Annotated in this window: 15 protein-coding genes; 11 read left to right on the forward strand and 4 right to left on the reverse strand. The window is 46.3% G+C overall.

Features of this window, described 5'->3' with window-relative positions; translation table 11 throughout:
• Positions 1 to 142: 142 nt before the first annotated feature.
• Genes ACP5KC_RS02610 through ACP5KC_RS02630 form a run of 5 tightly spaced genes read left to right on the forward strand, consistent with a single transcriptional unit; the run spans position 143 to position 4,376 of the window.
• Positions 143 to 1,222, forward strand: coding sequence for a SagB/ThcOx family dehydrogenase (locus ACP5KC_RS02610; protein WP_273434448.1), 1,080 nt, complete (start codon positions 143 to 145; stop codon positions 1,220 to 1,222).
• A 43-nt stretch (positions 1,223 to 1,265) separates the two neighbouring features.
• Positions 1,266 to 1,709 carry a hypothetical protein gene (locus tag ACP5KC_RS02615; protein WP_052884240.1) on the forward strand — a complete coding sequence of 148 codons (444 nt, stop codon included), beginning with the start codon at positions 1,266 to 1,268 and terminating at the stop codon, positions 1,707 to 1,709.
• Positions 1,710 to 1,766: 57 nt separating this feature from the next.
• Positions 1,767 to 2,846: an ABC transporter ATP-binding protein gene (locus ACP5KC_RS02620; RefSeq protein ID WP_052884239.1), complete on the forward strand. Its 1,080-nt coding sequence runs from the start codon at positions 1,767 to 1,769 to the stop codon at positions 2,844 to 2,846.
• Between the two features lie 5 nt (positions 2,847 to 2,851).
• A complete protein-coding gene (locus ACP5KC_RS02625) occupies positions 2,852 to 3,613 on the forward strand; it encodes an ABC transporter permease (RefSeq protein ID WP_273434445.1) in 762 nt (253 codons plus the stop codon).
• Positions 3,606 to 4,376 (forward strand): ABC transporter permease, encoded by a 771-nt coding sequence (locus ACP5KC_RS02630; protein ID WP_052884237.1) that lies wholly within the window; start codon positions 3,606 to 3,608, stop codon positions 4,374 to 4,376. Before ACP5KC_RS02625 ends, ACP5KC_RS02630 begins: the two co-directional genes overlap by 8 nt.
• Here the strand turns inward: ACP5KC_RS02630 and ACP5KC_RS02635 are convergent.
• Entirely contained in the window at positions 4,373 to 5,458 is a 1,086-nt protein-coding gene (locus ACP5KC_RS02635) for a polyamine ABC transporter substrate-binding protein (protein WP_424740225.1), read from the reverse strand. The genes ACP5KC_RS02630 and ACP5KC_RS02635 overlap by 4 nt on opposite strands.
• A gap of 105 nt (positions 5,459 to 5,563) precedes the next feature.
• Here ACP5KC_RS02635 and ACP5KC_RS02640 point away from each other — a divergent pair, with 105 nt between their 5' ends.
• Together ACP5KC_RS02640 and ACP5KC_RS02645 are read left to right on the forward strand one after the other, a co-directional pair.
• Positions 5,564 to 6,124: a hypothetical protein gene (locus ACP5KC_RS02640; protein ID WP_273434442.1), complete on the forward strand. Its 561-nt coding sequence runs from the start codon at positions 5,564 to 5,566 to the stop codon at positions 6,122 to 6,124.
• A 61-nt stretch (positions 6,125 to 6,185) separates the two neighbouring features.
• Complete coding sequence (locus tag ACP5KC_RS02645; protein WP_052884234.1) at positions 6,186 to 7,073, forward strand: Mrp/NBP35 family ATP-binding protein; 888 nt, start codon at positions 6,186 to 6,188, stop codon at positions 7,071 to 7,073.
• Here the strand turns inward: ACP5KC_RS02645 and ACP5KC_RS02650 are convergent.
• Complete coding sequence (locus tag ACP5KC_RS02650; protein WP_052884233.1) at positions 7,042 to 7,722, reverse strand: ACT domain-containing protein; 681 nt, start codon at positions 7,720 to 7,722, stop codon at positions 7,042 to 7,044. The genes ACP5KC_RS02645 and ACP5KC_RS02650 overlap by 32 nt on opposite strands.
• 128 nt (positions 7,723 to 7,850) lie before the next feature.
• On the opposite strand from ACP5KC_RS02650, the gene ACP5KC_RS02655 reads away from it, so the two are divergent.
• From ACP5KC_RS02655 to ACP5KC_RS02665, 3 genes are read left to right on the forward strand one after another with little or no spacing between them, the layout of a single operon-like run.
• Positions 7,851 to 8,684, forward strand: a complete 834-nt coding sequence (locus ACP5KC_RS02655; protein WP_273434439.1) for an ABC transporter substrate-binding protein — start codon at positions 7,851 to 7,853, stop codon at positions 8,682 to 8,684.
• Between the two features lie 48 nt (positions 8,685 to 8,732).
• Positions 8,733 to 9,389, forward strand: a complete 657-nt coding sequence (locus ACP5KC_RS02660; RefSeq protein WP_052884232.1) for an amino acid ABC transporter permease — start codon at positions 8,733 to 8,735, stop codon at positions 9,387 to 9,389.
• A gap of 2 nt (positions 9,390 to 9,391) precedes the next feature.
• Positions 9,392 to 10,132, forward strand: coding sequence for an amino acid ABC transporter ATP-binding protein (locus ACP5KC_RS02665; protein ID WP_191118426.1), 741 nt, complete (start codon positions 9,392 to 9,394; stop codon positions 10,130 to 10,132).
• On the opposite strand, the gene ACP5KC_RS02670 is transcribed toward ACP5KC_RS02665, so the two are convergent.
• Positions 10,116 to 10,934 carry a hypothetical protein gene (locus ACP5KC_RS02670; RefSeq protein WP_428286802.1) on the reverse strand — a complete coding sequence of 273 codons (819 nt, stop codon included), beginning with the start codon at positions 10,932 to 10,934 and terminating at the stop codon, positions 10,116 to 10,118. The two genes, ACP5KC_RS02665 and ACP5KC_RS02670, sit on opposite strands and share 17 nt — an antisense overlap.
• Positions 10,935 to 11,001: 67 nt before the next feature.
• Between ACP5KC_RS02670 and cysS the strand changes: the two genes are divergently transcribed.
• The gene (gene cysS / locus ACP5KC_RS02675; protein WP_428286803.1) at positions 11,002 to 12,423 is read left to right on the forward strand and encodes a cysteine--tRNA ligase; all 1,422 of its coding nucleotides are present in this window, start codon (positions 11,002 to 11,004) and stop codon (positions 12,421 to 12,423) included.
• Between the two features lie 15 nt (positions 12,424 to 12,438).
• Here cysS and ACP5KC_RS02680 read toward each other — a convergent pair whose 3' ends face one another.
• Positions 12,439 to 13,398, reverse strand: coding sequence for an ROK family protein (locus ACP5KC_RS02680; protein ID WP_428286804.1), 960 nt, complete (start codon positions 13,396 to 13,398; stop codon positions 12,439 to 12,441).
• Positions 13,399 to 13,648 lie beyond the last annotated feature (250 nt).

Raw genomic sequence — 13,648 nt, forward strand, 5'->3', positions numbered from 1 at the left:
GTAGCTAGGTACAACTTCACGTGTCTCGTACTCCAACTAGTAATTTAAACCTAAGGGTTTTTTGATAAGGAGTAGGATTTAGAAGCCTGATTAGAAAATATAGAAAATATTATTAGAATGATAGGTCAATGTTTTCGAGGTTATGTCAGTCCCGTCTAAGCTGCCGACTCCTAGCCTGCGTGATAAGCCGACTCTTCGAGAGGCTCTATGGTGTCTAGCCAATGCAACCCCCCTCCAGTGCCCCAGGTGTGACCTGGAAGGCTTGTCCCGCATTCTTTTCCACCTTCAAGGTATACGGCGCGGGGGTTTTAGAACGGTTCCCTCAGCCGGTGCTACATATCCGCTGGAGGTGTACGTTTTTTCAAGGAATGATCTTTTACCTATAAAAAAGGGGATATACAAGTATGTCCCGGCGAAGAACGCTCTCGAGGCTGTTGACGCGGAGGCAGAGTTCGAAGGGTTTGTGATAGCAGCTGTCACCGCTAGAACCACGAGCTTCTACGGTTTAAGGGGCTATAGATACGTTAGGCAGGAAATCGGGCATGCGCTACAAAATCTTTTCTTGTCGTTGATAAGCCATGGTTTTTCCTGGTCTCTAAGGTTTTTGAAGCCTAGACTAGAAGAGGAAGAGTCCCCCTCAAGAGTTGCCGGAATCGAGTTAAAGGACGCGGAAAACTATTGTAGAGGTTTCCTGGTAGAGCGCGCATTTCCCCTAGACAAAGTCATAGCCTTGAGGTCGAGCATACGCAACTATAGAAAGGAGGGCCTCTCGGAAGAACAGCTCATAACAATTCTAAGATGGTCCGTCGGCGAGGTGGTTGAGGGTGGCAGAGTCTATCCAAGTCTCTTCGGGAAGCCAAGAGTCGAGACCTATCTGTCGGTGTCTTTAGTCCGAGGCATAGATTCAGGCGTGTACTACGTGAACCCGCAGACGTTAACCCTAGAGCCTATAAAGATGGGGGATTTCTCTGAAGCTCTCTGGAGGTATTCTCTCAGACAGCAAGCCCTGTTAAAGGCTCCAGTCGTGGTCATACTCTCGGGAATAGGTCCCGAAGCAGAGGTAGAGTCGGGGATCGTTTCCCAGAACATTTACCTTAATGTAACTCACGAGGGCCTAGGGACAGTTGCTGTAGGCGCGTTTGACGACGAGAAGATAGCAAGCCTAACAGGAATTGATAATCCATTGTATCTAATGCCCATCGGGAAGCCTGCTCGGGAATAGTGGAGGTAATAGAATTATATACTTCTCCATACATAACTTTAGTGTGGATTACTGGAAGCTGCCTCCAAGAGTAAAAGTTCTTGAGGCGCTGGGTTGTATTGGAGATTCGCGTATACAATTTGTAAGTGAGAGGGAGGCTAGGGTCGTAGGGTCTGACGGGAGTCGAGTGTACAGAGTAGTCTGGGATGGTGGAAGAGGTATTGCATCAAACGATAACGGCTCTGTCTACAGGGGCTATCTAGGTTATCCCTCCATAGCGTTTCTCATGCTTAAAGGTGTCTTACCGTTCGACGAGAAGCTTGCGGAAGCACTGCGTGGTATTCCGTGGCGCGAGATCAATGAAAAGTTTAAGAGCTACAGGGACACGGAGAAGTACGTCAAGGAGGTTCTCGCCGGCAAAGGTGTAAACTGGGCATACGTGGAGGCTTACGTGGTGAAAGTTTTAAGAGAGATAGAGGGATTAAAGTTGTACAAGATCCCATTGTAGCTCTTCCCATATAAACGATATGCTTTTAAGCGTAGACGTTTAAACGTCCCCGGAGAGATGGTCAGAGGAGTTAGCGTCAGGGTTGAGGATGTCAGCAAGACGTATAAGGATAGAGGTACAACTACTGCTCTAAAAAGCGTAAAACTGGACATTAGGGCTGGGGAGCTCTTCAGTATTCTAGGGCCCAGCGGTTGCGGTAAGACGACTCTCTTGCGGATCATAGCCGGGCTTTTGAAACCAGATGCTGGCCGCGTGTTCTTTGACGAGTTGGACGTTACAGACAAACCTGCCTACGAGAGGCCTATCGGGATGGTTTTCCAAGACCTCGCACTCTTCCCTCATCTAACAGTTTATAAGAACGTCTCCTTCGGCCTAGAAATTGCAGGATGGCCAAAAGACAAGGCTGAGAGAAGAGTGAAAGAGGTTCTTGAGCTCGTCAGGCTACCATTCGATGTTTTTGCTCATAGAAGAATAAGCCAGCTCAGCGGTGGCCAGCAGCAGAGGGTGGCTTTAGCTCGTGCCTTGGCTAGAGATCCCAGTGTCCTCTTACTCGACGAGCCCTTCAGCCACCTGGACTATAAGATAAGAATCGAGCTTATCAGAGAGCTTAAAAGGCTTCAAAGGGAGACGGGAGTCACAATGATTTACGTGACCCACGACCAGAACGAAGCCATGATGCTCTCAGACAGGCTTGCAGTAATGTATGAGGGTGTTCTCCAACAGGTGGGGTCTCCACTAGAAGTATACACCAGGCCGGCGAACGAGTTCGTCGCCTCTTTCCTTGGCGAGGCTAACATAATCTCTGTTGAAGCCAGAGGGGGTGTAGCCGAAGTAAAAGGTGTCAAAATTGATCTCTCCCTATTTTCACCAGAGCTTAGTGGCTACGATGGCCGCGTCCTCCTATTTTTCCGCCCTGAAGACGTGAAACTATCGGGTGATCCATCCAGGATGATTCAGCTAGAAGCTGTAGTCATCGAGAAAACTTTCCTGGGTCCCCTAACGAAAATAGTCCTTGATGGCTGGGGCGACGTTAAATTTGAAGCTTTGGCTCCAACACGTGAAAGCTGGGGGATAGAAGTGGGTGAGAGGGTCAGAATGTACCTTGAACCATCCTCGGTTAAGATCTTCACCAGGTAGCCGCAATGCGGAAAAACCCTGTTTTTCTCATAGCGATTTTACCGCTTCTCTATGTATTAACGACGTTTTATGTTCCAATAATACTGATGGCCCTGGAGAGCCTTAAAGCCGGGGGAATACAAGTTTACACGTCGGTTTTAACAAATAAAGACTTCACCTCTATAATCTTATATTCTGCAGCTATCGCTTTCATAACGACTCTGATTACACTAGTACTCGCTTTTCCAGCTGCCTACTATCTGTCCTTTGGGGTCGAAAACCCACAAACCAAGAACAAATTTCTAGTTGCATTCACTGTTCCCATGCTTATAAACTTCCTACTAAGGGCCTATGCATTAATGAATATTTTATCTCTTGTGAACCTTACGAATACCATCCAGGGAATGATAATAGGCATGGTTTACGAGTTCCTCCCATTCATGCTTTTACCAATATATTCCACTCTTGAACGCATAGAGAGGAGGTTTCTCGAGGCCGCAGAGACACTTGGTGCCAAGCCCTGGCAAGCCGTCTTAAGGATAACACTCCCATTAGCGACTCCAGGTATAGCGTCAGGTGTTATACTGGTATTCCTAATGGCGTTTACGGAGTTCGTGGTTCCTGGACTCCTGGGAGGCGTCTATGGATATACAGTCGGGTACCTTATATGGGATCTTTTCCTGAAGTATAGAAACTGGCCTGTAGGCTCCGCACTAGCCTTCATAGTCACTTTGACCTCTATTTTTGCGGTATACTTCTATACACGTTACGGTGGCGGTAATGATTAGGAAAGTTCTCAAGATATACACATATCTTCTCCTAGCATTCATATACGCGCCTCTCATCTTTGTAATAATACAGTCCTTCAACGTCTCGAAATATCCAGGAGACCTAAAAGGGTTTACACTAAGATGGTACTCAGAGCTTCTGCTTGACTCTGAAGTCCTTACAGCAGCTTTAAACGGGGCTTCCGTCGCACTCATCTCATCGATTTTATCAACGATACTAGGGGGTTTAGCAGCGTATTATTTTGCTAGGAGAAGATCATCACCACTCGTTGATAACTTCTTCTACGCCCCTATAGTCATCCCTGAGATCGTAGAATCGGTAAGTCTTCTCATGCTCTACTACTATGTTGGTGCCGAGCTGGGCTTTTGGACCGTCCTGATAGGACACACCGCATATAATGTGTCATATGCCTATGTTGCGCTCAAGCCACAGTTTAGGCTGACAGCTACCAATGTAGAAGATGCAGCGTACACGCTGGGCGCTAAGCCTTTTGATGTATTCGTTAGGGTATACTTTCCTCTTGCACTCCCAGGCATCATATCCTCGCTTCTCATTACATTCTCGATGTCCTTCGACGATTTTATAAAGACAGCTTTTACGACAGGGCCGGGCTTCAAGACTCTTCCATTGGTTATCTGGGCGCGAGCGGCGCGTGGCAGAGCTACTTCCGAGCTTAACGCGCTGGCTACAATACTCATTGCTGTATCGCTGCTGACAAGTTACATATATACAAGGCAAGTCTTTAAAGGTAAAGAAGACTAAACCCTCTTTACACTTGTACTTATCCGTTCAACAATTGCCAGTATGTTTTCGTCCACAGGATTCGTAAACAGCAGTTTAGCATCCTTTGGCGGATATACCGCTGGATTGCTTAGGATCTCATCAGGGACTAACCCCTCTAATAGGCTCTTCTTTATGGGGCTCGGATAATAAGTATAGCTGACGTTTTTGACAGCACTCTCTCTTTCAAGAATAAAGTTTATCCATTCATGGGCCAGGTCGACCTCCCTAGCACCCGTTGGAATAGTCATGAAGTCGATCCAGATGAAAGCGCCCTCTTTTGGTAGGATATAACCTACAGCTTTTTCCTCACTTTGCGCTTGCATTACGTCGCCACTCCAAGCCTGTGCAGCGTGCAAGTCGCCCTTCGCTAGTTGGGGTATATATATGCTAGCACCATAGTAGCCTGCCAGATAGTCTTTTTGTTTTCGGAGTAAATCTATTATCCTGTTCACGGCATCGTCAGACCAGTCGTCTAAGGGAATATTAAGGTAGAGCTTTGCAGCGTTCACAACTTCTAGGAACTCCTCAAGCATAGAGACTTTTCCCTTATGCCTTTGAAGGAACCCTTGAGTATCAAAGAGCTGTTCGTATCCTTCTATCTCTCCAGCATTTACAAACTTACCGTTAAAGCCGATACCTGTTGTACCCCAAGCATAAGGTATGCCGTAGTTGAGACCCGGATCGAACTTGTTGTTTAAAAAGAGGGGGTCTATGTTTGCAAGGTTTGGGATCTTAGACTTGTCGAGAGGCCTTATAAGGTTTTTCTTAACGGCTTGTGACAAGAACTGATCTGTCAGAACTACGACATCATACCCCCCGCCACCATACTGTAGCTTCGCATAAGCCTCTTCAGCGGACTCGTACTCATCGTAGATTACCTTAACATTGTACTTGGTTTCGAACTCCTTTATTAGGTCTGGGTCTATGTATGTGCTGTAATTGTATACTCTTAAGGTCTTCTGTCCTCCCGTTGACTGTCTCTCGAAATAGTAATAGCCAAGAGCTGCTGCCGCTGCTATAATTCCAGCGCTTAGGATGAACTGTCTTCTTGTAATCTTCACGTATCACATGGGTTTAAAACCGAAAATATAAAGGTAATGCTTTAGTTCATTCTTTTTTGGGAGGAGACAAAAAGGAATATATTCCGTGTAATTATACCCTCTCTTGTGCATGGCGAAACGTTTTATCCACGTGAGGTACAGGAGTTGACTCTCGCTACCCTTGCAGTGTTTGCTGTAATTGCAGGGGAGTATCTCTATCCGTTCTATACACCGAGTTTTCTCCAATTACTCAGGCTTCTAACTTTATCCTTCGTTATCTACGTACCCCATGAGCTTGCCCACAAGTTTATCGCGATGTACTTTGGTTACCCTGCAAGGTTCTCTATCGTATGGGAATTCTTTCTTTTAACCCTCATCTCTGCAATACCCGTGATCCCAATCAAATTCATAGCTCCGGGAACCGTCTACATATATACTGGGCCTTTTATAGACAAGAAGACCGACGGGATGATATCGGCTGCTGGACCCGCGACAAACATCCTACTAGGACTGGTCGGAATGATTGCTGGTGGGACATTTGCAAAAACAGTAATGAATTTTAGCGGTTGGATTGCTTTTTTCAACCTACTACCGTTTGGTCCCTTGGATGGGCGAAAAGTTTTAGCCTGGAACGCGGGTGTATGGGCGGCTCTAATGCTTGTGTCACTAGCAATGGTTATTCTCTAAGTTACTCGTATTGTAAGCAGTGAGTCAAAAAACTTATATCATACGATTACCGGCATTGACTGTGTCATCAGCTAAAGAACGCGAAGCTAAAATTCAAGCTTTGAGGCAGGTAAGAGAACAAGAGGAGGAAGCTAGAAAAAGACTCAGCCAAATAAAATACAAGTTGGTTATTCTAAGCGGAAAAGGCGGTGTGGGAAAGAGCTTTGTTACAGCCAACCTCGCCGCCGCGCTTGCAGCAAAGGGATTCCAGGTTGGTGTTCTCGACGCAGATGTGCATGGTCCCTCTATACCAAAGATGTTTGGCCTCCACGGTCAGGCGATATACGCAGGTCCAGGAGGACTGCTACCCCTCGTAGGTGTTGGAGGTGTACGCGTAGTCTCAGCGGATCTAATGCTACCCGACGAGGAAACCGCGCTTATATGGCGCGGCCCCATGAAGACGGGTTTCATAAGAGAAGTTCTATCAATGGTAGCGTGGGGGCCCCTGGACTTTCTGCTTGTAGATCTCCCGCCTGGTACAGGCGACGAACCCCTAACAATAGCACAACTAATCAAAGATTTAAGCGGGGCTATAGTTGTCACCACTCCCAACGACTTGACACGTATAGTCGTAAAGAAGGCTATCACGTTTTGTAAGCAGCTAAAGGTTCCCCTGCTCGGCGTGGTTAATAATATGAGCCATTTCACGTGTCCCGTATGCGGCACTAAACACTATATATTCGGTCAAGGAGGTGCAACGAGACTAGCAGAGGAGACTGGTGTGAGAGTCTTAGCAGAAATACCCATAGATCCACGTATAGGCGAGTCCGTGGATAACGGGGTTCCCTTTGTTCTCGCCTACCCTGACACCGAGACAGCTAAAAGCCTGATGAGTCTGGCTGACAAGGTTCTGGAGGCTTTAAAAGCTGAGGCGAAGCCTAGTCAAGAAGGCTCCTCAAACTCACAATAAAGTCTCTCAAAATGCTATATGCCCTACTCGACTCGCTCGAATCGACAATAAATATTATGTCCCGGTAACTTGAAACAACCTCAGTCAGGTTTATCCCTCTAACAGAAAGAGCCATTGCAACAATTGAGACAACTCCAGGCGTGACGAGGATCTCGGGAGGACCCGTTAGGATTATTGCAGATTGATTTCTAAGAAACTGTTTCACGCTTTCCCTCTTTATACCCGCATAAATTTTCTCCAGGAAATCCTCCCGTCCTATGATTGTTAAAGCACTGGTTCCCTGAACAAGCTGTAGATACCCATTACTAGAGGTTTCATTATGGATGCTTTTAATAATCGTGGATGTCTCAAGAGTATCTACCGAGAGAACCCCGAGCTTGTCAAGGAGTCTTATCTCGCTTCCCACAAGCGCTGTCGCAATTTTCCTTGCCTTTACGCCTTCCTCTAATAACTCCTTCGAGGCCCTTAACACGGCCATCTTTACGGAGATACCCGTAAGTTTGCGACCTGAAAGCTTTTCAACTTCCTCGTGTAAAAGGCGTGCTAGTGCCGAGTAATTTACAATACCTAGGCGCATAGATTCTAGGATGTATGGCCTAGTCATGAGAACCATTTTCACGTATTTTACAACAGTATCCTTAGCAGGCACGCTGGATGATGGGGAGCTAAGTTTAAAAACATTTTCAGGAAAAATTAAAAAATAAATTATTTTAAATGAATAAAAATTTTTTAATAAATAGAAATGTTTATAAAGACAAAAGTTTTCAAAAAGCCTTGATGCAGAACCAGGTAAAAAAATCAAATAAAATATTACTTACAGCTGTATTCATTATAGGACTTTTAATCGGTGGTGGACTAGGGTATCTACTCGGACATACATCACCATCACTACAATCTAGCTATATCGATAAAATTAAATCACGTGGAAAACTTATAGTTGGAACATCGGCAGACTGGCCGCCATTCGAGTATGTCGATAAGAACGGGAACTTTGCAGGAATAGACATCGAGATAGCGAAGCGAATAGCACAGGCGTTAGGAGTACAGCTCGAGATAAAGGATATGCAGTTTTCAGCCTTAATTGAAGCTGTAAAGAACGGCGATGTGGATATGGTTCTAGCAGACATGACCCCCACTTCTGAACGCGAAAAAGTAGTAGACTTCTCATTTCCATACTATTTTGCTAGTAAGGGCGTGGTTGTAGTACTTAAAAATTCAAACATCGCAAAGCTGGAGGACCTCTACGGGAAAAAGGTCGGAGTCCAGCTTGGAACAATACAGGAGGACTATGCTAACGAGTATCTGAAGGGGAAGGCTGAGATAAAAACATACGACAAAGTATACCCAGACATGGTAATGGTACTGCAGAGGGGCGACGTTGACGCGATAATAATAGGAGAAAAAATTGCAAACGCCCTCGTCATAAAGAATCCTGATCTCAAGACAGCTTTCATTGTTGGCAAGCCAACAGCGGGTGCTGCGGTCGCTTTGCCAAAGGGAGCAACCGACCTGAAGGTATTTGTCGACAAGGTAATTGAGGATCTTATAAACAGTGGGGAGATGGACCAGATATTCCTAAACGAGACCCTTAAATGGCTTGGTGGAAGCTGAGCAAAGAATATTGAATAGATAGTAATGATTTTTTTACGTGGGTTGAAGATGGACTTTATTAGCTTTGTTATTGAATACCTACCCTTTATCTCTCAGGGAATGCTCACCACTCTTCAACTCTCAATAATCTCTTTTTTGATGGGCTTGATACTCGGTGCTTTTCTCCTAGCGCTCACGTTATCCCCTCTAAGACCGGTTGCCCGGGCATATATTGAGCCGATACGTGGGACTCCTCTACTCGTCCAGCTCTTTGTTCTCTATTTTGGTTTGCCGTCCATAGGAATAAAACTAGATGCCTTTACAGCCAGTATTCTAGCCCTTGGCCTTAATAGCGGGGCTTATCAAGCAGAGATATTCCGGTCTGCGGTGAAGGGAATACCGGATGTTCAGATACTCTCAGCCGAGTCTCTAGGTTTCACACAATACCAGACTTTCCGGTATGTTATATTACCACAAGCCTTACGGATTTCGATACCTTCGCTTGTAAACGAGTTTGTAACCGTGATTAAGGAAAGTTCGCTGGCCGCGGTGATAGGTATCGTAGAGCTTACGAGGCGTGGGCAGTACGTGGCAGCGTATACCTATAGGGCGTTTGAGGCTTACTTGATAGTAGCTTTCCTCTACTTTGTTTTATGCTATGTCTTCTCTCACGGTTCCCGTGTTCTAGAGAGAAAGGTCAGAATACCAGGCTACACGGGTGCGTAGTGATGACAGAGATAGTGCTTGAAATGGAAGATATTTGGGCAGGCTACGATGAGCAACCCGTAGTAAAGGGTGTTTCTCTCAAGGTACAGAAGCACGAGAAAGTTGTGATAATGGGTCCAAGCGGAAGCGGTAAAAGTACCTTGCTAAAAACAGCGGTACTACTTGTTAAGCCCTTTAAGGGCAGAATATACTTGGACGGCGAAGAGCTCACCGCGGAGAACGTTGACCTCAGAGCAGCTCGCGCAAAGACGGGTTTTGTCTTTCAAAGCTATAACCTATTTCCCCATCTAAAAGTGATCGACAACATAACTCTGCCGCTACGCATCGTGAAAGGATATACTAGAGAAGAAGCAATTAAAAAGGCTCTTGAGGTTCTCGAAGAAGTCAACCTTCGAGGATTCGAGGAAAAATATCCTTTACAGCTAAGCGGTGGACAACAACAAAGGGTTGCCATTGCAAGGGCCCTCGCCATGGATCCTATTCTGCTCCTCTTAGATGAACCAACCTCTGCACTTGACCCAGAGTTAAAGGCTGAGGTTTTGGACACTCTCAAAGAAGTTGCTCGTAGAGGCATAGCAATGCTCGCCGTAACCCATGAATTGGACTTCACAAAGGAGATCGCTGACCGTGTAATAATAATGGAGGATGGCGCCATTGTGGAGAGCGGTCAGGCTAAGGAGGTGTTGGAAAATCCATCCACGGAACGCACGCGGAAATTCCTAAGGCTTATCCAGAAGGTTTGAGATCCAGATAGCGCCGGTAGAGCTCACCTCTGTTGTTTACCCCCCAGTAGATTAAGAAGTTCATATAGAAAGACCAAGAGTGTTCGACAAGATGGTCTATCTTTTTCTCTATCAAGGTATGTATCTTATCTACAACATTCACGTCGCAGCTGGCAGCCCTCGGATAACCTGTGGCCTTGGCCACACACGGTATGACGCTATCCAGCTTGAGGCCTGTGAGTGCGGCTAGTGAAAGCGAGATGATGAAGTGGACACCGAATAGTCTCTTTGACAGTCTCAGGCAAAGAGACACGTATTCTCCAGTCGAAAGACTCCTCGTGTCGCTCTCCAAGAGAAGCGCGACAAGTTCATTACCTTTGATATTTTCCATGAAGACTTTTTCAGGTATAACAATTCTCTCGGGCCTGATGAACAAAGCATAGTAAACTGGTACTTTCTCGTCGAAAACAAGGGTTAGAGAGCTCACCTCGCTACAGAGTGCTGGGCGGAGCGGGACAAGAGTTACCGGGATGTGAGGTCTGGGAGACTCAAAAATTGACTGTTTGAGCCCGCCCTTCCTGAGCCTTTTTACCGAGAGAATCTTTGCAGCGTTTACGGCTTTAAATCCTCCTATCCCTAAAATCCTTTGCTGCAAGCTATTCTGAATTATGAGATGTGGAGTATCAAGCTTGGTGAGCTCTAACTCATCTACGAGTATCGAATTAGCGTTTTTAATAACAAGTCCCGGATCATCGTAGACTATCACCGCACCCTCTTTATCTATTAGTTCCAAGCTGTCGATGAAGGAGACTATCGACACCATTCCCAAAACTTAAAGAAAAGTATAAAAACGATGCCTTACGTGCTATAGGTGCCGGTGAAGCTCCATTGTGTTACAAGTCTATAACACTCTATCGCGAAGTCTTGAGGTGTTTCAGCCTGTAAACCCTGGAAGAGTTCTGATGTATGTCTGCGGTCCGACAGTCTATGATTATTCCCATGTTGGACACGCCCGAACCTATGTAGCTTTCGACGTGATAAAACGTTATTTGAGGCTTATAGGCTACGACGCTTTCCATGTTCAAAACATTACTGACATCGACGACAAGATCATAAACAGGGCACGTGACGAGGGAAAGGACTGGAGGGAAATCGTCGATGAGTACAGCAAGGACTACCTAGATGCGCTGAAAAAACTCAATGTTTTTGTGGACATCCATCCACGAGTCACAGAGCACATAAGCGAGATCATAGATTTCATCCAAAAGCTCATAGAAAAGGGTCACGCTTACGTGGCGCCAAGTGGCAGCGTATACTTCGACGTGGACACGTACGGCGACTACGGCAGGCTGAGTGGCCGTCAGGATAAAAAGATGTGGAGTCAAGAGGAGTTTGCTACTGAGAAGAAAAACCCTTATGACTTTGCGCTTTGGAAAGCCCGTAAACCAGGCGAGCCATATTGGGACTCACCCTGGGGTCCCGGGAGACCTGGCTGGCACATCGAATGTAGCGTGATGTCCTCACGCTACCTTGGAACCAGATTTGACATACATGGAGGAGGCTCTGACCTGATCTTTCCTCATCATGAGAACGAGAGGGCCCAAAGCGAGTCATTGTTTGGAGAGAAGCCTTGGGTGAAGTATTGGATGCACACCGGGATGCTACAGGTTGGTGGTGAGAAGATGAGTAAGAGTTTAAAGAACATTGTGCCTCTCAAAGACTTATTCAACTCCTACGACCCCTTAGTGGTCAGGCTCTGGCTGGCCAGTGCCCATTATAGGACTATACTTAGTTTCTCCGATGAGATTCTCCAACAAGCGCGCTCTAACCTGGAGAGGTTGAGGGGGGCCGCGTTACTAGTACAGAAGCTCTTCAAAGAGGTGGAGCCGGCTGGCAGGCTTTCAGATGAAGACCTTGTCACCTTGAAAGAAATGTCCCAGCTTCGCAGAGATTTCTATGAAGCCATGAATTCTGACTTTAATGCTAGCGCCGCGTTTGCCTCCGTCATGCAATTAACCTCGATTATATACTCCCGGATATCTAGCAAACCTTCCTACACAACGGTCTATATAGCACACAGGTTACTCGAGGAGTTTAACAGAGTATTGGGTGTTTTAGATGACATAATGTATGAGACTCCGAGTGAGACGATACCAGTAGAGCAATTGGTAGATCTCATAGTCGAGGTTCGCAACGTGCTACGCTCACAGCGTAACTGGGAGCTAAGCGACTACATCAGATCTAGGCTCTCAGACCTGGGAATAGTGCTAATGGATGAAAAGAATAAAACACGGTGGCTGTTGCGCAGGTAGCCTCCCTATTTTGTCTTACCTGAGAGGGATTTTTGGCTCTAAGCCCAATCCCAAGGCAAGTGCCCCCGCAATCCCTATGTTTTGGCCTAGTTTCGTCGGCTTGATGTCCGGAACCCTGTTGATGGCATACTTCTCCACTTCCCCCCTAATGTTGTTCAACAGTATGTCGACGTTGTTTAGGGCTACAGAGCCTCCTACAGTTATTATCTCAGGGTCGTAGTAGTTTACAATAGCTGCAAAACCGTACGCGTTTAACCTTCTAACCTCTGATATGACGAGGAGTGCTAACGGGTCCCCCTTACGATAGGCTTCGAAAATTAGGGGTGCGTCTAAATCTTTTCTATCCTTCAGTACGGAGCCTTCAATTTTCTCGCGCTCGACCTCGGCCAGAAACCTTGCAAACCTCGGAATCCCGCTCCCAGAAGAGTATGCCTCCCAATGCCCCTTCTTCCCACAGCCACAGGTCAACCTTTCCTGGGAGTCCACTACCAAATGACCTATTTCATGCGCGTTGCCATCCTTGCCTAGAAGAAGGGAACCGTCAACGTATACTCCACCACCTATACCAGTGCTAATAGTCACGTAAACAATGTTTTCATGCTTGGAACCCTCTCCCCAGTACCTTTCACCGACAACGGCTGTTACTGCATCGTTTGCGAAAGCGACGCGTAGACCTGTAAACTCTTTGAGGAGTTTAACGAGTTCGAGCTTCTTGAATGGCATGTTTGGCGCATTGATTATCTCACCTTTCTTGATGTCGAGTGGACCTGGACTCCCGACTCCCATCCCTACGACCTCCACGTTGAAGCTTTTTAAAATTCCATTAGCTACTCTGGCAATATGCTCTACGTATTTTAGTGGGTCTTGGAAGTCCCAGGTCTTAAAACTCTCTATTTGTAAAAGCTCTCCATCCGAGTTTCCAATGCCCACACGGGTGTTTGTAGCTCCAATGTCAACTGCGAGCGCGTATTTCACGGGTCTAAAGCCCGCGCCCAAAAGTATTAAGCTTAACGCGAAATGTAACTATTTGATGATGAGGGTCTAAAGCAGGGAATAATGACCGTAAACCGTCGCGGCTGACCCTTTTCACCTTTCCTCTTTATACGTCGCGTGAAGGGAATACAATTCTCTAAAAATCCACGGCACGTCGCAGAAAAATATACCCTTTATTCAATCCATAGAAGGTCATTCTCTAATTCTAGCTAGCGAGCCTAGCGTGTCAGGG

The organism is Infirmifilum sp., from assembly GCF_049970975.1.
Classification (GTDB): domain Archaea; phylum Thermoproteota; class Thermoprotei; order Thermofilales; family Thermofilaceae; genus Thermofilum; species Thermofilum uzonense.